At 58.8% G+C, this 20,875-nt stretch carries 18 protein-coding genes; 13 read left to right on the forward strand and 5 right to left on the reverse strand.

Translation table 11 applies throughout. The annotated features are described in order from the left end of the window. The first annotated feature begins 16 nt into the window (after positions 1 to 16). The 9 genes from HFD97_RS12450 to HFD97_RS12490 all read left to right on the forward strand — a co-directional run bounded on the left by HFD97_RS12450 (position 17) and on the right by HFD97_RS12490 (position 10,011). A complete protein-coding gene (locus HFD97_RS12450; RefSeq protein ID WP_008926374.1) occupies positions 17 to 436 on the forward strand; it encodes a F0F1 ATP synthase subunit epsilon in 420 nt (139 codons plus the stop codon). 160 nt (positions 437 to 596) lie between these two features. Next, on the forward strand, positions 597 to 1,967 hold the full coding sequence (gene glmU / locus HFD97_RS12455; protein WP_167432067.1) for a bifunctional UDP-N-acetylglucosamine diphosphorylase/glucosamine-1-phosphate N-acetyltransferase GlmU: 1,371 nt from the start codon (positions 597 to 599) through the stop codon (positions 1,965 to 1,967). Between the two features lie 153 nt (positions 1,968 to 2,120). Further along, entirely contained in the window at positions 2,121 to 3,950 is a 1,830-nt protein-coding gene (glmS, locus tag HFD97_RS12460; protein WP_009088215.1) for a glutamine--fructose-6-phosphate transaminase (isomerizing), read from the forward strand. A 165-nt stretch (positions 3,951 to 4,115) separates the two neighbouring features. Next, on the forward strand, positions 4,116 to 5,159 hold the full coding sequence (gene pstS, locus HFD97_RS12465; RefSeq protein WP_009088217.1) for a phosphate ABC transporter substrate-binding protein PstS: 1,044 nt from the start codon (positions 4,116 to 4,118) through the stop codon (positions 5,157 to 5,159). 87 nt (positions 5,160 to 5,246) lie between these two features. Continuing rightward, on the forward strand, positions 5,247 to 6,209 hold the full coding sequence (gene pstC, locus HFD97_RS12470) for a phosphate ABC transporter permease PstC (protein WP_009088219.1): 963 nt from the start codon (positions 5,247 to 5,249) through the stop codon (positions 6,207 to 6,209). After that, positions 6,206 to 7,096: a phosphate ABC transporter permease PstA gene (gene pstA / locus HFD97_RS12475; RefSeq protein WP_167432066.1), complete on the forward strand. Its 891-nt coding sequence runs from the start codon at positions 6,206 to 6,208 to the stop codon at positions 7,094 to 7,096. Before pstC ends, pstA begins: the two co-directional genes overlap by 4 nt. 44 nt (positions 7,097 to 7,140) lie before the next feature. Beyond that, positions 7,141 to 7,914, forward strand: coding sequence for a phosphate ABC transporter ATP-binding protein PstB (gene pstB / locus HFD97_RS12480; RefSeq protein ID WP_009088223.1), 774 nt, complete (start codon positions 7,141 to 7,143; stop codon positions 7,912 to 7,914). Between the two features lie 17 nt (positions 7,915 to 7,931). Continuing rightward, positions 7,932 to 8,666, forward strand: coding sequence for a phosphate signaling complex protein PhoU (gene phoU / locus HFD97_RS12485; protein WP_009088225.1), 735 nt, complete (start codon positions 7,932 to 7,934; stop codon positions 8,664 to 8,666). 106 nt (positions 8,667 to 8,772) lie between these two features. Further along, positions 8,773 to 10,011, forward strand: coding sequence for an MFS transporter (locus HFD97_RS12490; RefSeq protein ID WP_167432065.1), 1,239 nt, complete (start codon positions 8,773 to 8,775; stop codon positions 10,009 to 10,011). Positions 10,012 to 10,088: 77 nt separating this feature from the next. Here HFD97_RS12490 and xylB read toward each other — a convergent pair whose 3' ends face one another. After that, positions 10,089 to 11,531 carry a xylulokinase gene (xylB, locus tag HFD97_RS12495; RefSeq protein ID WP_167432064.1) on the reverse strand — a complete coding sequence of 481 codons (1,443 nt, stop codon included), beginning with the start codon at positions 11,529 to 11,531 and terminating at the stop codon, positions 10,089 to 10,091. 17 nt (positions 11,532 to 11,548) lie between these two features. Further along, positions 11,549 to 12,871 carry a xylose isomerase gene (gene xylA, locus HFD97_RS12500; RefSeq protein ID WP_009088230.1) on the reverse strand — a complete coding sequence of 441 codons (1,323 nt, stop codon included), beginning with the start codon at positions 12,869 to 12,871 and terminating at the stop codon, positions 11,549 to 11,551. Between the two features lie 344 nt (positions 12,872 to 13,215). Between xylA and xylF the strand changes: the two genes are divergently transcribed. The 4 genes from xylF to xylR all read left to right on the forward strand — a co-directional run bounded on the left by xylF (position 13,216) and on the right by xylR (position 18,206). Further along, positions 13,216 to 14,208 carry a D-xylose ABC transporter substrate-binding protein gene (xylF, locus tag HFD97_RS12505; protein ID WP_009088231.1) on the forward strand — a complete coding sequence of 331 codons (993 nt, stop codon included), beginning with the start codon at positions 13,216 to 13,218 and terminating at the stop codon, positions 14,206 to 14,208. A gap of 28 nt (positions 14,209 to 14,236) precedes the next feature. Next, entirely contained in the window at positions 14,237 to 15,757 is a 1,521-nt protein-coding gene (locus HFD97_RS12510) for a xylose ABC transporter ATP-binding protein (protein WP_046100894.1), read from the forward strand. After that, complete coding sequence (xylH, locus tag HFD97_RS12515; protein ID WP_009088234.1) at positions 15,750 to 16,934, forward strand: xylose ABC transporter permease XylH; 1,185 nt, start codon at positions 15,750 to 15,752, stop codon at positions 16,932 to 16,934. Before HFD97_RS12510 ends, xylH begins: the two co-directional genes overlap by 8 nt. A gap of 93 nt (positions 16,935 to 17,027) precedes the next feature. Then, positions 17,028 to 18,206: a D-xylose utilization transcriptional activator XylR gene (xylR, locus tag HFD97_RS12520; RefSeq protein WP_009088236.1), complete on the forward strand. Its 1,179-nt coding sequence runs from the start codon at positions 17,028 to 17,030 to the stop codon at positions 18,204 to 18,206. Between the two features lie 18 nt (positions 18,207 to 18,224). On the opposite strand, the gene HFD97_RS12525 is transcribed toward xylR, so the two are convergent. The 3 genes from HFD97_RS12525 to dnaT form a co-directional block, all read right to left on the reverse strand. Then, a complete protein-coding gene (locus HFD97_RS12525) occupies positions 18,225 to 19,355 on the reverse strand; it encodes an ROK family transcriptional regulator (RefSeq protein ID WP_009088238.1) in 1,131 nt (376 codons plus the stop codon). Between the two features lie 236 nt (positions 19,356 to 19,591). Beyond that, positions 19,592 to 20,332, reverse strand: a complete 741-nt coding sequence (dnaC, locus tag HFD97_RS12530) for a DNA replication protein DnaC (protein ID WP_009088239.1) — start codon at positions 20,330 to 20,332, stop codon at positions 19,592 to 19,594. Further along, complete coding sequence (gene dnaT / locus HFD97_RS12535; RefSeq protein WP_009088241.1) at positions 20,332 to 20,868, reverse strand: primosomal protein DnaT; 537 nt, start codon at positions 20,866 to 20,868, stop codon at positions 20,332 to 20,334. The genes dnaC and dnaT overlap by 1 nt, the downstream gene beginning before the upstream one ends. Positions 20,869 to 20,875 lie beyond the last annotated feature (7 nt).

A 20,875-nucleotide genomic window follows, 5' to 3' on the forward strand; every position in this document is an offset into this window, starting at 1 on the left:
TCCCGGGAGGAAGATTATGGCTATGACTTATCACCTGGATGTGGTCAGCGCAGAGGAGCAGTTGTTCTCTGGTCTGGTACAGAAAATTCAGGTGTCAGGTAGCGAAGGTGAACTGGGGATTTTCCCTGGCCATGCGCCGCTGCTGACTGCCATTAAGCCTGGAATGATCCGTATCGTGAAACAGCACGGCGAAGAGGAGTATATCTACCTCTCTGGCGGCGTGCTGGAAGTGCAACCGGGCAGCAGCACCGTTCTGGCCGATACCGCGATTCGCGGTACCGATCTGGATGAAGCGCGTGCTCTGGAAGCAAAACGCAAAGCAGAAGAGCACATGAACAGCAGCCACGGCGACGTGGACTATGCTCAGGCCTCTGCCGAGCTGGCGAAAGCCATTGCTAAACTGCGCGTGATCGAACTGACCAAAAAAGCGATGTAATCCAGCTTTATGCGTCACGAAATGCCAGCCCTCGGGCTGGCATTTTTTTTGTCTGCTGTGGCAAATCGGCCTCTTCGCCTAATTTCGGCCTGAGAAAAATGTAGTAATCTCCCCCCTAAACCGTTTTACTTTCACCCGTAAAAATTCACCCAGGATAGTTATGTCTAACAGTGCGATGAGTGTGGTGATCCTTGCTGCTGGCAAGGGCACCCGTATGTATTCCGATCTGCCGAAAGTTCTGCATACGCTGGCAGGCAAACCGATGGTTCAGCATGTCATTGACGCCGCCAAAGGGCTGGGCGCACAGCACATCCATCTGGTTTATGGTCACGGCGGCGACCGCCTGAAAGCAACCCTCACTGATAATGCACTCAACTGGGTGTTGCAGGCTGAACAGCTTGGCACCGGCCACGCGATGCAGCAGGCTGCGCCTGCGTTTGCCGATGATGAAGAGATCATGATGCTGTATGGTGACGTGCCGCTGATCTCCCTGGAGACCCTGAAGCGGCTGCGCGAAGCCAGACCGCAGGGCGGTATCGGGTTACTCACCGTGGTGCTGGACGACCCCACCGGATACGGGCGCATTGTGCGTGAGAACGGCACCATCACCGGCATCATCGAACAGAAAGATGCCAGCCCGGCACAGCTTGCCATTACCGAAATCAACACCGGTATCCTGATTGCCAACGGCGGCGATTTAAAACGCTGGCTGGCGCAGCTCACCAACAATAATGCGCAGGGCGAATATTACATCACCGACATTATTGCGCTGGCGCATCAGGAAGGGCGGACGATCAATGCCGTTCATCCGGCGCGTATCAGTGAAACCGACGGGGTGAACAACCGGCTGCAGCTGGCGACCTTAGAACGCACTTATCAGGCGGAACAGGCGGAAAAACTGCTGCTGGCGGGCGTGATGCTGCGCGATCCGGCCCGTTTTGACCTGCGCGGAACGCTGACGCATGGGCGGGATGTGGAGATCGACACCAACGTCATTATTGAAGGCCAGGTGACGCTGGGCGCACGCGTGAAAATCGGTGCGGGCTGCATCATCAGAAACAGCGTAATCGGCGACGATTGCGAAATCAGCCCCTATAGCGTGATCGAGGATGCCACCCTCGCGACCGCCGTTACCGTCGGGCCGTTTGCCCGTCTGCGTCCCGGCAGCGATCTGGCGCACGCCGCCCATGTGGGTAACTTCGTGGAAATGAAAAAAGCGCGTCTGGGCAGAGGATCGAAAGCGGGTCACCTCTCCTATCTCGGCGATGCGGAGATCGGCGACAACGTAAATATCGGTGCAGGCACCATCACCTGTAACTATGACGGCGCGAACAAATCGAAGACCGTGATTGGCGATGATGTCTTTGTGGGCTCCGATACCCAGCTGGTGGCCCCGGTCAGCGTGGCAGCAGGCACCACTATCGCGGCAGGCACCACCATCATGAAGGATGTGACGCACGCCGGGCTGGTCTACAACCGCAAAGAGCAGAATCACAAAGCGGACTGGCAGCGTCCGGTGAAGAAAAAATAAATTTTTAACGGCCCGCTTTATGCGGGCCGGAACAGTGCAGTGCCAAAACTATAATCCCCACTCTCTACAAGGCTCGGGGAACCGGCAAAGCCGGATATCAGGTCGCATGACAACGAAAGTGGCGAAAAGCCATGTAGTCAGGAAAACATCATTATGTGTGGAATTGTTGGTGCAGTAGCACAGCGCGATATCGCAGAGATTCTGCTGGAAGGTCTGCGTCGTCTTGAATATCGCGGATATGATTCGGCCGGTCTGGCCGTGGTCGATCGTCAGGGGCACGTTACGCGCCTGCGGCGTTTAGGGAAGGTGCAGAAACTGGCGGAAGCTGCTGAACAGCAGCCGCTGATTGGGGGCACCGGCATCGCGCACACGCGCTGGGCAACCCATGGCGAGCCGTCGGAAGCGAATGCGCATCCGCACGTCTCAGAACATATCATCATCGTGCACAACGGCATTATCGAAAACCATGAGCCGCTGCGCGCGGAGCTGATCGAACGCGGCTACGTTTTTGTTTCTGAAACCGACACGGAAGTGGTGGCGCATCTGGTTCACTGGGAGCAGAAGCAGGGTGGATCGCTGCGTGACGTGGTGCTGCGCGTGATCCCGCAGCTGCGCGGTGCCTATGGCATGGTCATCATGGACAGCCGCGATCCTTCACGGCTAGTGGCGGCCCGTTCCGGCAGCCCGCTGGTCATCGGTCGCGGCGTGGGTGAAAACTTTATCGCCTCCGATCAGCTGGCGTTACTGCCGGTCACCCGTCGCTTCATCTATCTGGAAGAGGGCGATATCGCCGAGATCAGCCGCCGCGACGTGACGGTAATCGATCGTGAAGGCAACAGCGTGACGCGCGCCGAAATTGAGTCGAACCTGCAATATGATGCCGGTGACAAAGGCATTTACCGTCACTACATGCAGAAAGAGATCTATGAACAGCCGATGGCGCTGAAAAGTACCCTGAGCGGTCGCTTCAGCCAGGGGCAGGTGGATCTCAGCGAGCTGGGTGCGGGTGCCGAGGCGCTGCTGAGCCAGGTCGAGCATATCCAGATTATCGCCTGCGGCACCTCCTATAACTCTGGCATGGTGTCACGCTACTGGTTTGAGTCGCTGGCTAACATCCCCTGTGATGTTGAGATCGCCTCGGAGTTCCGCTACCGCAAGTCAGCGGTGCGCAAAAACAGCCTGCTGATCACCCTGTCGCAGTCGGGCGAGACCGCCGATACCCTGGCGGCGCTGCGCCTCTCGAAAGAGCTGGGCTACCTGGGATCGCTGGCGGTCTGCAACGTGGCCGGTTCGTCGCTGGTGCGCGAGTCGGACCTGGCGCTGATGACCAAAGCGGGCACTGAAATCGGCGTTGCGTCGACCAAGGCGTTCACCACGCAGCTCGCCGTCCTGCTGATGCTGGTGGCGAAACTGGGCCGTCTGAAAGGGATGTCCGCCGATACCGAGCATGAGATCGTGCACGCGCTGCAGGCGCTGCCCAGCCGTATTGAGCAGATGCTGGCGCAGGATAAGCTGATTGAGAATCTGGCCGAAGGCTTCTCTGACAAGCATCACGCGCTGTTCCTGGGACGTGGCGATCAGTATCCGATCGCTATGGAAGGGGCGCTGAAGCTCAAAGAGATCTCCTACATCCATGCGGAAGCTTACGCCGCTGGCGAACTGAAACATGGCCCGCTGGCGCTGATTGATGCCGATATGCCGGTCATCGTGGTGGCACCCAATAACGAACTGCTGGAGAAGCTCAAATCCAACATCGAAGAGGTGCGCGCCCGTGGCGGCCTGCTCTATGTCTTTGCCGACCAGGATGCCGGCTTCAGCGACAGTGATGGGATGAAGATTATCCCGCTGCCGCATGTCGAAGAGGTGATTGCGCCTATCTTCTACACCGTGCCGTTGCAGTTACTCTCCTATCACGTCGCCCTGATCAAAGGCACCGACGTCGACCAGCCCCGTAACCTGGCCAAATCGGTTACCGTGGAATAATCAGGTGGGCCCCAGAGTGGGCCCACTTCATTTTTGCGCACTGTCATATAACTGTCATATTTCGTACATTTCACTGTCATCAAACTGTCCTATTTTCCCTCCTGCAGCAATCACTGACTCTTACTAAAACGGCCCCGAGCCTGACTTTTCTCCCCTGGAGGGAACATGACACTGATGCGTAGCACCGTAGCCCGAATTCTTGCCACCACCTTCGCCGTCAGCGCGGTATCTGCTTTTGCGGCCACCGATCTCACGGGCGCTGGCGGGACATTCCCGGCACCGGTTTATGCCAAGTGGGCAGCAGAATATCAGCAAGCCACCGGTAGCAAAATTAACTACCAGGGCATCGGTTCATCCGGTGGTGTCAAACAGATCATCGCCAAAACCGTGGATTTCGGTGCGTCCGATGCGCCTATGAAAGAGGAAGATCTGCAGAAAAATGGCCTGTTCCAGTTCCCGACCGTCATCGGTGGCGTGGTACTGGCGGTTAACCTGCCAGGCATCAAGTCAGGCCAGCTGACGCTGGATGGCAAAACCGTCGGTGATATCTACCTCGGCACCATCAAAAAATGGAACGACCCGGCGATTGCCAGGCTTAACCCGGGCGTAAAACTGCCAGAGACCAACATCAACGTGGTGCGCCGCGCCGATGGTTCAGGCACCTCGTTCGTCTTCACCAGCTATCTGGCGAAGGTGAACCCGGAGTGGAACAGCAAAATCGGTAAAGGGAACACCGTAAACTGGCCAGTCGGTCTGGGCGGGAAAGGCAACGACGGTGTCGCCGCCTTTGTTCAGCGTCTGCCGGGTTCAATCGGCTACGTGGAATATGCCTACGCCAAACAGAATAACCTGACCTACACCAAACTGATGGATGCCGATGGCAAAGCGGTCGCGCCAGACGAAACCAGCTTCAGCAATGCTGCGAAAGGCGCTGACTGGAGCAAATCGTTTGCCCAGGACCTGACCTTCCAGAAGGGTGCAGATGCCTGGCCTATCTCCTCCACCACCTTCATTCTGATCTACAAAGATCAGGCGAATGCGGCCAAAGGCGCTGAAGTGCTGAAGTTCTTCGACTGGGCTTACAAAAGCGGCGGCAAAACGGCTAACGCGCTGGATTATGCGGCGCTGCCTGCGAGCGTAACCGAACAGATCCGTGCCGCATGGAAAGCCAACATCAAAGACAGTTCTGGTAAAGCGCTTTATCAGTAATTGAACGACCCTGACCGGACGGTAGTCCGGTCAGACCCAGCGGGCGGCGTCATGCCGCCCCGATAACCTCTGAAGACTGAGACTTCTATGGCTGCAACGAAGCCGGCTTTCAAAGCCCCAGGCAAACAGGGTGACAAAATTTTCGGTGCACTGGTCCGGCTGGCTGCGCTGATTGTCCTGTTACTGATGGGCGGCATTATCGTCTCCCTGATCATCTCCTCGTGGCCCAGCATCCAGAAGTTTGGTTTCGCCTTTTTGTGGACCAAAACCTGGGATGCGCCCAATGAAGAATTTGGTGCTCTGGTGCCGATCTACGGCACGCTGGTGACCTCCCTTATCGCGCTGATTATCGCCGTGCCGGTCAGTTTTGGTATCGCGCTGTTCCTGACTGAACTCGCACCCGGCTGGCTGCGTCGTCCGCTGGGCACCGCTATTGAGCTGCTGGCGGCGATTCCGAGCATCGTTTATGGCATGTGGGGCCTGTTTGTTTTCGCCCCGCTGTTTGCCGAATATTTTCAGACGCCGGTCAACGACGTCATGTCAGGCATTCCGATTGTCGGCGCGCTCTTCTCCGGCCCCGCTTTCGGTATCGGTATTCTCGCGGCGGGGGTGATTCTGGCCATCATGATCATCCCTTACATCGCCTCCGTGATGCGCGACGTCTTTGAGCAGACGCCGGTCATGATGAAAGAGTCCGCCTACGGCATCGGCTGCACCACCTGGGAAGTGATCTGGCGCATCGTCCTGCCGTTTACCAAAAACGGCGTGATTGGCGGCATCATGCTGGGACTGGGTCGTGCACTGGGTGAGACCATGGCGGTCACCTTTATTATCGGCAACACCTACCAGCTCGACAGCCCGTCGCTGTTTATGCCGGGTAACAGCATTACCTCGGCGCTGGCCAACGAGTTTGCGGAAGCGGAGTCGGGTGTGCATGTTGCCGCGCTGATGGAGCTGGGGCTGATCCTGTTTGTGATTACCTTTATCGTTCTGGCGATTTCCAAGCTGATGATTATGCGCCTGGCGAAAAGTGAAGGAGCGCGCTCATGACCACGATTGAAATTCAGGCGCGTGCCGAACTGGACGCTTCACGCCGTAAAATGCAGTCCTGGCGCAGCACCAAAAATAAGATCGCGCTGACGCTGTCGCTGCTGACAATGGCGTTTGGCCTGTTCTGGCTGGTGTGGATCCTCTTCACCACGGTTTCCCGCGGCGTGGATGGCCTCTCCTGGTCCCTGTTTACCGAATCGACCCCGCCACCGAACACTGCGGGCGGCGGGCTGGCGAATGCCCTGGCCGGAAGTGGATTACTGATTTTCTGGTCAACCTTCTTTGGCACGCCGCTGGGGATTCTGGCCGGTATCTATCTGGCGGAATATGGACGCAAGTCCGCCCTGTCAGAGATGATCCGCTTTATTAACGACATTCTGCTGTCGGCACCGTCGATTGTGGTCGGCCTGTTCGTCTACACCCTTGTGGTGTCGCAGATGCAGCACTTCTCCGGCTGGGCCGGGGTGATAGCGCTGGCGCTGCTGCAGGTGCCGATTGTAATCCGTACCACCGAAAACATGCTGCGTCTGGTGCCAGACAGCATGCGTGAAGCGGCTTACGCCCTGGGCACGCCGAAGTGGAAAATGATCTCGGCCATCACCCTGAAGGCGTCCGTCTCCGGCATCATCACCGGCGTGCTGCTGGCCATCGCCCGCATCGCCGGGGAAACGGCACCGCTGCTGTTTACCGCGCTCTCGAATCAGTTCTGGAGCACGGACATGATGCAGCCGCTGGCCAACCTGCCGGTCACCATCTTTAAGTTCGCCATGAGCCCGTTCGCCGAATGGCAGAGCCTGGCCTGGGCGGGCGTGCTGATTATTACCCTGTGCGTGCTGCTGCTGAACATTGTCGCGCGGGTGATTTTCGCCAAAGGCAAACACGGTTAACTTCCGGCGCGGCCCGCTGCGGCGCCGTATAAGAGAGATGAATGATGAGTATCGCGACGGCATCAGCCGATAAAATTCAGGTCCGTAATCTGAACTTCTATTACGGTAAGTTTCATGCGCTGAAGAACATCAACCTGGATATCGCTAAGAATCAGGTGACGGCATTTATCGGGCCATCGGGCTGCGGTAAATCGACCCTGCTGCGTACCTTTAACAAAATGTACTCCCTCTATCCTGAGCAGCGGGCCGAAGGGGACATTCTGCTGGATGGCGAAAATATTCTGACGGCCCAGCAGGATATTGCGCTGCTGCGCGCCCGCGTCGGCATGGTCTTTCAGAAGCCGACCCCCTTCCCGATGTCGATCTATGACAACATCGCCTTTGGCGTGCGCCTGTTTGAAAAGCTGTCACGTGCCGATATGGATGAGCGCGTGCAGTGGGCGCTGACCAAAGCGGCGCTGTGGAATGAAACCAAAGACAAGCTGCATCAGAGCGGTTACAGTCTCTCCGGCGGTCAGCAGCAGCGTCTCTGCATTGCGCGCGGCATCGCGATTCGCCCGGAAGTGTTACTGCTTGATGAGCCCTGCTCGGCGCTGGACCCGATCTCGACGGGGCGTATCGAGGAGCTGATCACCGAGCTGAAGCAGGACTACACCGTGGTGATCGTGACGCACAACATGCAGCAGGCGGCACGTTGCTCTGACCATACGGCCTTTATGTATCTGGGCGAGCTGATTGAGTTCAGCGACACCGACACGCTGTTTACCAAACCGGCGCAGAAGCAGACTGAAGACTACATTACCGGCCGCTACGGCTGATCTGACAGGAGATCGACATGGATAATCTGAATCTGAACAAACACATCTCCGGTCAGTTCAATGCCGAGCTGGAGCATATCCGCACTCAGGTGATGATCATGGGCGGGATGGTCGAGCAGCAGCTGACCGACGCGATTACCGCGATGCACAACCTGGACGGCGAGCTGGCGCAGCGGGTGATCGACGGTGACCAGAAGGTCAACATGATGGAGGTGGAGATTGATGAAGCCTGCGTGCGCATCATCGCCAAACGTCAGCCAACCGCAATCGATCTGCGGCTGGTGATGGCGATCATCAAAACCATCTCTGAGCTGGAGCGCATTGGCGACGTGGCAGAGAAGATCAGCCGCACGGCGCTGGAGAAGTTTGGTCAGCAGCATCTGCCGCTGCTGGTCAGCCTGGAGTCGCTGGGCCGCCATACCGTACAGATGCTGCATGATGTGCTGGACGCCTTTGCCCGCATGGATCTCAATGAGGCGATCACTATCTACCGTGAAGATAAAAAGGTGGATAAAGAGTATGAGGGCATTGTGCGTCAGCTGATGACCTACATGATGGAAGATCCCCGCACCATTCCCAGCGTGCTGACGGCGCTGTTCTGCGCCCGTGCGATTGAGCGCATCGGCGATCGCTGCCAGAACATCTGCGAAATCATCTTCTATTTCGTTAAAGGTCAGGATTTCCGCCACGTTGGCGGTGACCGTCTCGACGAACTGCTGTCGGGTGATGACGGCAGCAACCGCCCTTCCTGATCCCGCTTGCCCTGCGCCTGCCCGGCGCAGGGATAAGCCTTTTCAATTGGTCACACCCTGAACACTCTTTATAATTGCGGCACTTTTCTCTCTGAGGTGCGCAAAGATGTCCCCTTCTCCCCAATCTAAGCCAGGCGTCACGCCCGGCAAAGCGATGCTGGCTGCGGTCAGTGGTTATGCCATGGATGGATTCGACCTGCTGATACTCGGCTTTATGCTGCCGGCTATCTCCGTTTCGCTGGCGCTCAACCCCTCACAGGCGGGATCGCTGGTGACCTGGACGCTGATTGGCGCGGTAATCGGTGGCATCGTGTTTGGTCATCTCAGCGACCGTTTTGGCCGCATCCGTATGCTCACCGTCACGATTCTGGTCTTTTCTGTCTTCACCGGTCTGTGCGCGGTGGCGCAGGGCTACTGGGATCTGCTCGCCTGGCGCACGCTGGCGGGCGTCGGACTGGGCGGCGAGTTTGGTATCGGCATGGCGCTGATTGCCGAAGCCTGGCCGGTGGAGAAGCGCAATCGCGCGTCAGCGTGGGTCGGCATTGGCTGGCAGCTCGGCGTGCTGATGGCGGCCTTTATCACGCCGCCGCTGCTGACGCTTATCGGCTGGCGCGGCATGTTCCTGGTCGGGCTGCTGCCGGCGCTGGTCTCGTTTGCTATCCGCCGCGGCATGGGCGAGCCGGAAGCGTATCAGCGTCAGGTCAAGCAGGTGCCGTCGCTCTCTTTCCCGGCGCGCCTGAAGCTGCTGGTGCGCGATCGCACCACCGCCAAAGCCAGCCTCGGCATTTTTATTCTCTGTTCCGTGCAGAACTTTGGCTACTACGGGCTGATGATCTGGATGCCAAGCTACCTCTCCTCCAGCTTTGACTTCAGCCTGACCAAATCGGGTCTCTGGACGGCGGTCACCGTCGTCGGGATGACCTTTGGCATCTGGCTGTTTGGCGTGCTGGCCGACCGCTTTGCGCGCTGGAAAATTTTCCTGCTCTACCAGTTTGGTGCCGTGGTGATGGTGGTGGTCTACGCCCAGCTGCGCGATCCCACCATTATGCTGGTGACCGGCGCGATCATGGGAATGTTCGTTAACGGCATGATTGGCGGCTACGGTGCACTGATTTCCGATACCTTCCCGCCGCAGGTGCGGGCCACCGCGCAGAATGTCCTGTTCAACCTGGGTCGTGGCGTGGGCGGCTTTGGGCCGGTGGTGATAGGGCTGCTGGCCAGTCAGTTTTCGTTCACGGCGGCGATTACCCTGCTGGCGCTGATTTATCTGCTGGATATTGTGGCGACGCTGTTCCTGCTGCCGAAGAAGCAGGGTCAGGAAGATACGCTGGGCGCGATTGGCTGACAGACGGTGACCGGGGGATCGCTCTCCCGGCCATCAGGGCTTTCTGATACTGCTCAGCGTGCGCCGGGCTGGCACGATCAGTTCATCAGCGGCAGGAGCTGCCGATAGAGGGTTGCAAAGGTTTCCCGGCGTGAGCGGTACTCCGCCATTCTGCCGGGATCCGGCTGATGCCGCTGCACCCGCACCGGTGTCGGGACGGTGACGCTGGCATCCAGCGCCTGCTGTGCCAGCCTGGCCGCGCCCAGTGCCGGGCCAACCTCGCCGCCATGACAGTAATCCAGCGTCTGGCCGCTGATATCCGCCAGCATCTGACGCCACAGCGCACTGCGCGCTCCGCCGCCGATCAGCATAATGCTCTCTGGCTGAACACCACACTCATGCAGCACATCCATGCCCTGCGCCAGCGCAAAGCCGACCCCCTCCAGCACCGACCGCGCCAGCTCGGGACGACCATGCTGGTGGGTAAAACCAAAGAAGGCGCCGAGGGCGTTGGGATTGTTGTGCGGCGTGCGTTCACCGGAAAGATAGGGCAGAAACCAGAGTGGCGGCACCTCATCACGCGCCCGCGCGGCTTCATCCAGCAGCTCAGGCACATCCCGGCAGCCGGTCAGCGCCGCGGCCCAGTCCAGACAGGAGGCCGCACTCAGCATCACCGACATCAGATGCCAGCGCTGCGGCAGCGCGTGACAGAAGCTGTGAACGGCCTGCTGCGGATTGCTGAGATAGCCGTCGCTTACCACAAAATAGACGCCGGAAGTGCCCAGCGACAGCATCCCCTGGCCGGGTTCGGTCATGCCGACGCCTGTGGCGCCGGCGGCATTGTCGCCCCCGCCAGCGGCCAGCGGCACCGCGTTCATCTTCCAGCGTGTCGCCAGGTCAGCATGTAAGGTGCCGGTCAGGGCATTGCCCTCATAGAGTTGCGGCATCTGGTCGCGACTGAGATCGCAGGCGTGCAGCATCACATCGCTCCAGTCACGCTGCGCCACATCCAGCCACATCGTGCCTGCGGCATCTGACATATCCGTGGCGAAGTCGCCACTCATCCGCCAGCGCAGGTAATCCTTGGGCAGCAGCACGTGCGCGATCTGACGGAAGATGGCCGGTTCATGCTGCTGCACCCACAGCAGTTTGGGGGCCGTGAAGCCGGGCATCATCAGATTTCCGGTGATCGCCCGCGAATCCGGCACCTTCTGCTCCAGCTCACGGCACTGCGCCTCACTGCGTCCATCATTCCAGAGCATGGCCGGGCGTAAGACCTGGTTTGCGCTGTCGAGCAGCGTCGCTCCATGCATCTGTCCGCTCAGCCCGATGGCCTGCACGGCATCCAGATCCTGCTGTGCGCTCAGCGCCTGCATCGCCTGATCCAGCGCCTGCCACCAGCTTTCGGGATCCTGCTCGCTCCACAGGGGGTGTGGACGCGAAACCTGCAGCGGCGAGGTTTCTGTCGCCACCACGTTGCCCTGTGCATCCATCAGCACCACTTTGACGCCAGAGGTGCCTAAATCGATCCCGATATACATGCTCCGCTCCTGAAGATTCAGAAATCAAACAGATAGTGATTCACCAGATTTTCCAGCTGCTCCTGACGCCCGCTCTGATGCTGCGGATTGAGCTGCTGCTGCTGAGCATGCGCCGCCAGCGCGTCGAGGGAAAACTCGCCTTTCAGAATTTGCTGGCCGAACTCACCATTCCAGCCGCTGTAGCGCTGCGCCACACGCTTATCCAGCTCGCCATCACTGATCATGCGCGCCGCCACCTTCAGCGCCAGCGCCATCGTATCCATTGCCCCGATATGACCGTAGAAAAGGTCATATTTGTCGGTGCTCTGACGACGCACTTTGGCATCAAAGTTTAAACCGCCGGTGGTAAAGCCGCCCGCTTTAAGGATTTCGTACATCACCAGCGCGTTCTCTTCCACGCTGACCGGGAACTGATCGGTGTCCCAGCCACACTGCGGATCGCCACGGTTCGCATCCACCGAACCGAAAATGCCCAGCGCAATGGCGGTGGCAATTTCGTGATGGAAGGAGTGACCGGCCAGCGTGGCGTGGTTCGCCTCCACATTCACCTTGATCTCTTTCTCCAGCCCGAACTGTTTCAGGAAGCCATAAACCGTGGCGACATCGTAGTCATACTGATGTTTGGTCGGCTCCTGCGGTTTCGGTTCGATCAGCAGCGTGCCCTGGAAGCCGATTTTATGTTTATGCTCGACGACCATCTGCATAAAGCGGCCAATCTGCTCGCGCTCCTGCCGCAGATCGGTATTTAGCAGCGTTTCATACCCTTCACGTCCCCCCCACAGCACATAGTTTTCGCCGCCCAGCGTTTTCGTCGCCTGCATGGCGCTGCAGACCTGTGTCGCTGCCCAGGCAAAGACCGCCGGATCGGGGTTGGTCGCCGCACCTGCGCCATAGCGCGGATGGGTAAAGCAGTTAGCGGTGCCCCACAACAGTTTCACGCCGGTCTCCTGCTGTTTCTCCAGCAGCTTATCGGTCATGGCAGCAAAGTTTTCTTTGTAGCTTTGCAGCGAATCCCCTTCCGGTGAGACGTCCACGTCGTGGAAGCAGTACCAGGGCACATTCAGCTTGTGGAAGAACTCAAAGGCCACATCCGCCTTCTGCTTTGCCAGCTGCAATGCATCGCCGCTTTTCTGCCAGGGACGATCAAAGGCGCCGACACCAAACATATCCGCGCCGTTCCAGCAGAAGGTGTGCCAGTAGCAGGCGGCAAAGCGCAGATGTTCCGCCATGGTCTTGCCGAGGATCACCTCATCAGGATTGTAATGGCGGAAAGCGAGAGGATGCGTCGACTGGGGACCTTCATAACGAACCCGATCGATCTGATCGAAATAAGCGTGCATGGTTTGCTCCTTAGCATCAGTACCCGAATGGTCTGCGTTGAAGCCATATTTGATATGGGTGACTGACTCAGCTCAATTACGATATTTCACTCCGGGTTTCAGATAATTATTATTTGTGCGCTGGCTCGCAAAATAAGGCTATTCCACGCGGAGCGTCGCGCGCGGCATGGTTTCTCCGAAAAGGATGAAAATCCGATCGCGCTCATAAAAAAACAAATAAACCAAAAAACGTAATAGCCGGATAAAAATCAGTAATTGCTGTCATTCAGAAATAAGGGCAACAATTCATCCGCCTGGTTTATCGGCCTGAAACGAAAATAGCCTCAACCTACAGGATGATCACAATGAAGATGAAACATGCACTGTTTGCTGCCTGTGCGGCGCTGGCGCTGTTCAGCCAGACCAGCCTGGCGAAAGAAGTGAAGATCGGCATGGCAATTGATGATTTGCGCCTGGAGCGCTGGCAGAAAGATCGCGATATCTTTGTAAAACAGGCCGAGTCGCAGGGCGCTCAGGTGTTTGTTCAGTCTGCGAACGGCAATGAAGAAACCCAGATGTCGCAGATTGAAAATATGATCAATCGCGGTGTTGATGTGCTGGTCATTATTCCTTACAACGGTCAGGTGCTGAGTAACGTCGTCGCAGAAGCGAAGCGGGAAGGCATTAAAGTGCTGGCCTATGATCGCATGATAAATAATGCCGATATCGATTTTTATATCTCTTTTGATAATGAAAAAGTGGGTGAGCTGCAGGCCGAAAGCATTGTGAAACAGGTGCCTAAGGGCAACTATTTTTTAATGGGCGGATCGCCGGTGGATAATAATGCCCGCCTGTTCCGCGCCGGACAGATGAAAGTGTTAAAACCCTATATCGATAACGGCAGCATCAAAATTGTTGGCGATCAGTGGGTCGATGCCTGGCTGCCGGAAAATGCGCTGAAGATTATGGAAAATGCCCTGACCGCCAATGGTAACCATATCGATGCGGTGGTCGCCTCCAACGATGCCACCGCCGGGGGAGCGATTCAGGCGCTGAGCGCGCAGGGACTGGCAGGGAAAGTGGCCATCTCCGGCCAGGATGCCGATCTGGCGGCGATTAAGCGCATCAAAGCGGGCACCCAGACCATGACCGTTTACAAGCCGATCACCGAGCTGGCGACCGAAGCGGCGAAAATCGCGGTCGAGCTGGGCGATGGCAAAACACCCGCCAGCAACAGCACGCTGAACAACGGCCTGAAAGATGTGCCGTCGCGGCTGCTGAAGCCGATTCCGGTTAACAAAGACAATATCGAAAGCACCGTGGTGAAAGACGGTTTCCACAAACAGAGCGAACTCTGACCGCGCAAAGCGTGAGGGAGAACAGTCGATGCTGCTGGAAATGAAAAACATCACCAAGCGTTTCGGTGCCGTGAAAGCGCTGAATGATGTCAGCCTGCACCTGGAGGCGGGCGAAGTGATGTCGCTGTGCGGTGAGAATGGTTCAGGCAAATCGACCCTGATGAAAATCCTGTGCGGACTCTATCCGCACGGCGATTTCGAGGGGCAGATCCACTTCTCTGGCGACGAAATTCAGGCACAGACGATTCGCGATACCGAGCGTAAAGGCATCGTGATCATTCATCAGGAGCTGGCGCTGGTGCGGCAACTGACGGTGATGGAGAACATCTTCCTCGGTGCCGAACTGAGCCGGTTCGGCATGGTGGATGATGAAACCATGACCCTGCGCTGCCAGCAGCTGCTGGCGCGGGTCGGGCTTAACGTCTCTCCTGCCACCCGCGTGGGAGAGTTAGGTCTGGGCCAGCAGCAGCTGGTGGAGATTGCCCGCGCCCTTAACAAACAGGTCCGGCTGCTGATTCTGGATGAGCCGACCTCCTCCCTGACCGAGCAGGAGACGGAGGTGCTGCTCGGTATCATCCGCAATCTGCGTGAACACGGCATCGCCTGTATCTACATTTCGCACAAGCTGAATGAGGTGAAGGCGATCTCCGACACCATCTGCGTCATCCGCGACGGTCAGCACATTGCCACCCGTCCGGCGGCGGGCATGAGCGAAGATGACATCATCACCATGATGGTCGGCCGCGAGCTGACCGCGCTCTATCCTCATGCACCGCATGAGATCGGCGACCCGGTGCTGAAGGTGGAAAACCTCACCGCCTGGCATCCCGTCAACCGCCATATCCGCCGCGTCAACAACGTCTCTTTTACGCTGCGACGCGGTGAAATCCTCGGCATCGCCGGGCTGGTGGGCGCGGGCCGAACCGAAACGGTGCAGTGTCTGTTTGGTGTCTGGCCGGGCCGCTGGCAGGGCGACATCTGGATCAATGGTCAGCAGGTCAGCATCACCGACTGCCGCGCCGCGATTGCGCACGGCATCGCGATGGTGCCGGAAGATCGCAAAAAGGATGGCATCGTGCCGCTGATGGCGGTGGGCAAAAATATTACCCTGGCGGCGCTGGATCAGTTCAGTCACCGGCTCTCGACCCTGGATGAAGCGCAGGAGCAGCAGGCCATCAACGACGCGATCGGCCGGCTGCGGGTCAAAACCTCCTCGTCAGAACTGCCGATTGGCCGGTTAAGCGGCGGCAATCAGCAGAAAGCCATTCTGGCGAAATGCCTGCTGCTGAACCCGAAAATCCTGATTCTGGATGAGCCGACGCGCGGCATCGATGTGGGCGCGCGTCAGGAGATCTATCTGCTGATCAATGCGCTGGTTCAGCAGGGGATCGCCGTCATTGTGATTTCGTCTGAGCTGCCGGAAGTGCTGGGCCTGAGCGATCGGGTGCTGGTGATGCATGAAGGGCAGATCAAAGCCGATTTAGTTAACGATAACCTGACTCAGGAGCAGGTGATGGAAGCTGCCCTGCGGAGTGAACATTATGCTTAAAAGTGAAAGTACCCAAAGCCGCCTCTCCGGCACGCCGGGCAAACCGTCACCGGGCAGGTTCACGCTGCCTGACCTGCAGGTGCTGGTAATGCTGGGCGCGATTGTCGTGATTGCGCTGTTCTTTACCTGGACCACCGATGGCGCATGGCTCAGTGCGCGTAACGTCTCTAACCTGCTGCGTCAGACCGCCATCACCGGCATCCTGGCCGTCGGCATGGTGTTCGTGATTATCTCGGCGGAGATCGACCTGTCGGTGGGTTCGATGATGGGCCTGCTCGGCGGGGCCGCGGCGATATTCGACGTCTGGCTTGGCTGGCCGCTGCCGCTGACTATCGTGGTGACGCTGGTGATGGGGCTGCTGCTCGGCACCTGGAATGGCTGGTGGGTGGCCTACCGCAAAGTGCCGTCGTTTATCGTCACGCTGGCGGGGATGCTGGCGTTCCGCGGCATCCTGGTCGGGATTACCGACGGCACCACGGTGGCACCAATTACGCCGGGAATGTCGCAGATTGGTCAGAGCTATCTGCCGGATGGCGTCGGTTTCGGCTTTGGCTTTGTCGGTCTGGCGCTGTTTATGCTGTGGCAGTGGCGTCTGCGGCTGCGCCGTCAGCAGCTCGGGCTGCCGCAGGGCGCGGCCAGCGGCACGGTGGGCCGTCAGGCGATCACCGCGATTCTGGTGCTGGGGGCCATCTGGTTACTCAATGACTATCGCGGCGTGCCGACGCCGGTATTGCTGCTGGTCATGCTGTTGCTGGCGGGCATGTTTATGGCTACCCGCACCGCCTTTGGCCGTCGTATCTACGCCATCGGCGGCAATATCGATGCTGCGCGCCTCTCGGGCATTAACGTGGCGCGCACCAAGCTGGCGGTGTTTGCCATCAACGGCGTGATGGTGGCGATTGCCGGGCTGATCCTCAGTTCGCGGCTGGGCGCAGGCTCGCCGTCGGCGGGTAACATCGCGGAACTCGACGCGATCGCCGCCTGTGTCATCGGCGGCACCAGCCTGGCCGGGGGTGTCGGTTCCGTGGCGGGGGCGGTGATGGGTGCCTTTATCATGGCATCGCTGGATAACGGCATGAGCATGATGGATGTGCCGACCTTCTGGCAGTACATCGTCAAAGGGGCGATTCTGCTGCTGGCGGTGTGGATGGATACGGCCACGCGGCGTCGGGTGTAATCGCGCGGACGATCACATTGTGGCGCAAACAATTTTTTTGCCCCTGTCAGCCGTGCTATGCAATGCGCTGAGCATTTAAGGGAACGCGCCACCATGCATGACAAACGCTATCGCATTACCCTGCTGTTTAACGCCAACAAAGTATATGACCGCCAGGTTGTGGAGGGGGTCGGGGAGTATCTGCAGGCATCGCAGACTGACTGGGATATCTTCATCGAAGAAGATTTCCGCTGCCGCATCGACAACATCCGCGAATGGCTGGGAGATGGGGTGATCGCCGATTACGACGATCGCTCCATCGAAACCCTGCTGTCGAATGTCTCCGTGCCGATAGTGGGCGTCGGAGGCTCCTACCACCGGCCGCAAGATTATCCGCCGGTGCACTACATCGCCACTGACAACGCCGCGCTGGTAGAGAAAGCCTTTCTGCACCTGAAAGAGAAGGGGATCAACCGCTTTGCCTTTTATGGATTACCGGCCTCCAGCGGCAAGCGCTGGGCGCAGGAGCGGGAACAGGCGTTTCGCCAGCTGGTGGGGCGCGAGCGCTATCAGGGCGTGGTCTATCAGGGAATGGAAACCGCGCCTGCCAACTGGCAGCACGCCCAGAACCGGCTCGCCGACTGGCTGCAGACGCTGCCGCCGCAAACCGGGATTATCGCCGTCACCGACTCACGGGCGCGGCACCTGCTGCAGGCGTGCGAACACCTGAAAATTCCGGTGCCGGAGAAGCTTACGGTGATCGGGATTGATAATGAGGAGCTGACCCGCTATCTGTCGCGCGTGGCGCTCTCTTCCGTGGCGCAGGGCTCGCGGCAGATGGGCTATCAGGCGGCCAAGCTGCTGCACCGGCTGCTGGATAAGCAGCCCCTGCCGCTTCAGCGCATTCTGGTGCCGCCGGTAAAAGTGATCGCCCGCCGCTCGACCGACTTCCGCTCGCTGCGTGACCCGGCGGTAATTCAGGCGATGCACTACATCCGCTTTAATGCCTGCAAGGGGATCAAGGTGGAGCAGGTGCTGGATGCGGTCGGGCTGTCACGCTCCAATCTGGAAAAACGCTTCCGGGATGAAACCGGCGACACCATTCATGCAATGATCCACCGCGAAAAGCTGGAAAAAGCGCGCGAACTGCTCGCGTCTTCCTCGCTTAACATCAATGAGATCTCACAGATGTGCGGCTATCCCTCGTTGCAATATTTCTATTCGGTCTTCCGCAAAAGCTACGACACCACCCCGAAGGAGTACCGACAGCATCACGGGGAGAATGTGTTGTAGGGGAGAGTCTCTGCGGCCTCACACCCGCTGCTCACTCTGCTCCAGCACCGCCAGCGCCAGCCCGTTCGCCGGATCAATCCGGGTCGCGGGGAAGTGCAGCTGGGTGTGCGTGGCGGTAAAGGCGAAGGCGTTGCCCTGCGCCGTGTCGCGCACCGCTTTGCAGAAAAGCTCGCTGGCGCTCCACGGGCAATCAATGATGATGGTGGCGGGATTCAGCAGCAGCATGATCTGACTCAGCGCCGCACCGAGATAGCCCCCCGCCTGGGTCATCACCGTATCCACCACGCGTGGCGCGCTGTCGCGGTTCTGCCAGCTCAGGCCAGGCTGATGCTGCGCCAGCAGCTGATTCACGGCAGGTTTGCTGACCAGCGCCTCCAGACAGCCGCGCCGGCCACAGCTGCAGCGTGGTCCGCCGGGCTGAACGATCAGATGTCCCGCTTCACCCGCGGTCCAGCTGTGCCCGGTAAAGACGTCGCCATGCTGGATCAGTGCGCCGCCGATGCCCTCGGCAATCCGCAGATAAAAATGCCCGCTCTCCACGGAGAGTCCGTGCTGCTCGACGGCCAGCAGCGCCGCCGCTTTGACATTGTTCATGATGCGGATGGGCAGGCGAACGTGTCTGCGCAGCGTGCTCAGCAGGTCAACATCCTGCCATTCAAGCGGCAGGGAGAGATGCATCCAGCCCCGGCGGGGATCGACGATGCCGGGAAAGCCAAGGCCGAAGCCAAGCAGATCGGGATAGCGCTCTGTCAGTTCCCGGCAGAGCATCGCCAGCTCCGCCAGCAGGCGGGTCGGGTTACTGGTATCGGTGCGCAGCGTCTGTTCCGCCAGCACCTGCGAAAAGTAGTCGCAGACCCGCCAGTGGATGACGTTGCGTTCCACCATAATGCCCGCGCTCTTGAGCTTTTCCGGCCGCAGGGCGATGCCGATTTTAGGCCGTCCGGCGGCCGCCACGCTGACCGGTCCCAGCTCCTCAATCAGCCCCTGATCCAGCAGGTCATCAATGATGAGTGAGACGGTGTTCTTACTGAGTTCCAGTGCCTCCGCCAGATCCTGACGCGACGTGACGCGCAGTTTACGTAACCGGGCCATTACCCGTTTCTGATTGTTCAGTCGCAGGAGTGCAGGGCCTTTGCCGTTTGTTTTCATCACGGATCCACCCAACAGAGGAGACAGATTTCAGTGTATCAGCCCGTGAGAAACGTTGATCTGACACTTTTGTGTGCTGTTTCACACAACCTCGTTATCAGGGATAACAATCGGCAGCAGGCGGGCGGGTAAGCGAAACGGTGCGCGTTTCGGATAAGAGGGAGGGAACGAGAGGGCAGCGGTGCGGCCATGGGGAGAGCCGCACCAGCGGACAGAGGCGCCAGCGCGCGGAGGAATTAATATTCGTCGCCGCGCACCCGGCTGCGGTAACTTTCCCAGTCAAACCGCACCCACAGGCTGTTGCCAAGCCGCATACGATCCATCACGCGCTCGCCCAGCAGGGCATTCATACCGGCATGGTCGAGGTTCGATAACATGCCGGTCGGGCGTTTGGAGGAGGAGCGGCGATCGACGATCTGGTTGATAATCACTTTTTCATAGCGCGATTCGCTCTGCATACCGATCTCATCGATCACCAGCAGGTCAACACTGCTCAGATCCTGAATCAGCCGCTCTTCGGTAATGCCGCTGCTGCCGCTGAAGGTGCCCTTCATGCTTGACATCAGGTCGGCGACCGTCACGATCAGCACGCTTTTGCCGCGCAAGATCAGGTCATTGCCGATCGCCGCAGCCAGATGGTTCTTACCGGTGCCGGGACGTCCTGAAAAGACAAAGCTGGCGATGCTGCCGTCAAATTCTGCGGCATACTGCCGTGCCAGCTCCAGCGCCTTACGCTGGCCCTCATTCTCAACCCGGTAATTATCAAACGAGCAGTTGATATGCAGTTCGCGAATACCGGAACGGCCCATCACGCGCTGCATTTTCATGGCGCGGTTCTCGCGTACTATCGCCTCTGAGCGCAGGCGACCCTGCTCCTGATTCCACGCCAGCAGCTCCTGGCCATTGGCAAATTTGGGGCGGGTGCCTTCAGGCATCATTTTTTTCAGACGGCTAAAGAGATCGTTTGGCGTTTTCATCATTCACCTCGGAAACCATCGGGAATGGTACGGTCAGGATCGGGCAACTGGGTGATATCACGCTTCGGTTGCCCGCCATTTGCGGCGCGGTTCATCTGGATGCTGCGCGCCAGTTTCTGCTGCCACTGGACATGATGGAACATCCGGCCTTCCGCCTGCCAGTAGGCGACAAAGGCCGCCAGCTCGCCCGGCGTGACGGCTTCAGCCAGCGCCACGCCCCAGATCGCGGCCTGGCGCGTAAAGTCGGCATCCGGCTGCCAGCCCGGATACATGGCGAACTTCCCGGCCGGTGTGTGGATCGCGGCGGGCGCATCGTCATACAGGCTGTCATCCAGCGCCACATCATTCGGTTGCCGGGCGGCAGCTTCCAGCGCCAGCAGCTCGGCCAGACGCGCCGGGGTGATGGCATACATCACCGGCGCATAGTTATCTAACACCGCCAGCGTGCCCTTTTCCGCCTGCTGCAGGGCAGTCAGCGGATCCTGTCGGAAGGCATCCAGGCCAATGAGCGTTGAAGTTAAGATTTTAGCTGACATGAAAAGA

It is taken from the genome of Pantoea sp. EKM103V (assembly GCF_011800365.1).
GTDB lineage: Bacteria > Pseudomonadota > Gammaproteobacteria > Enterobacterales > Enterobacteriaceae > Pantoea > Pantoea anthophila.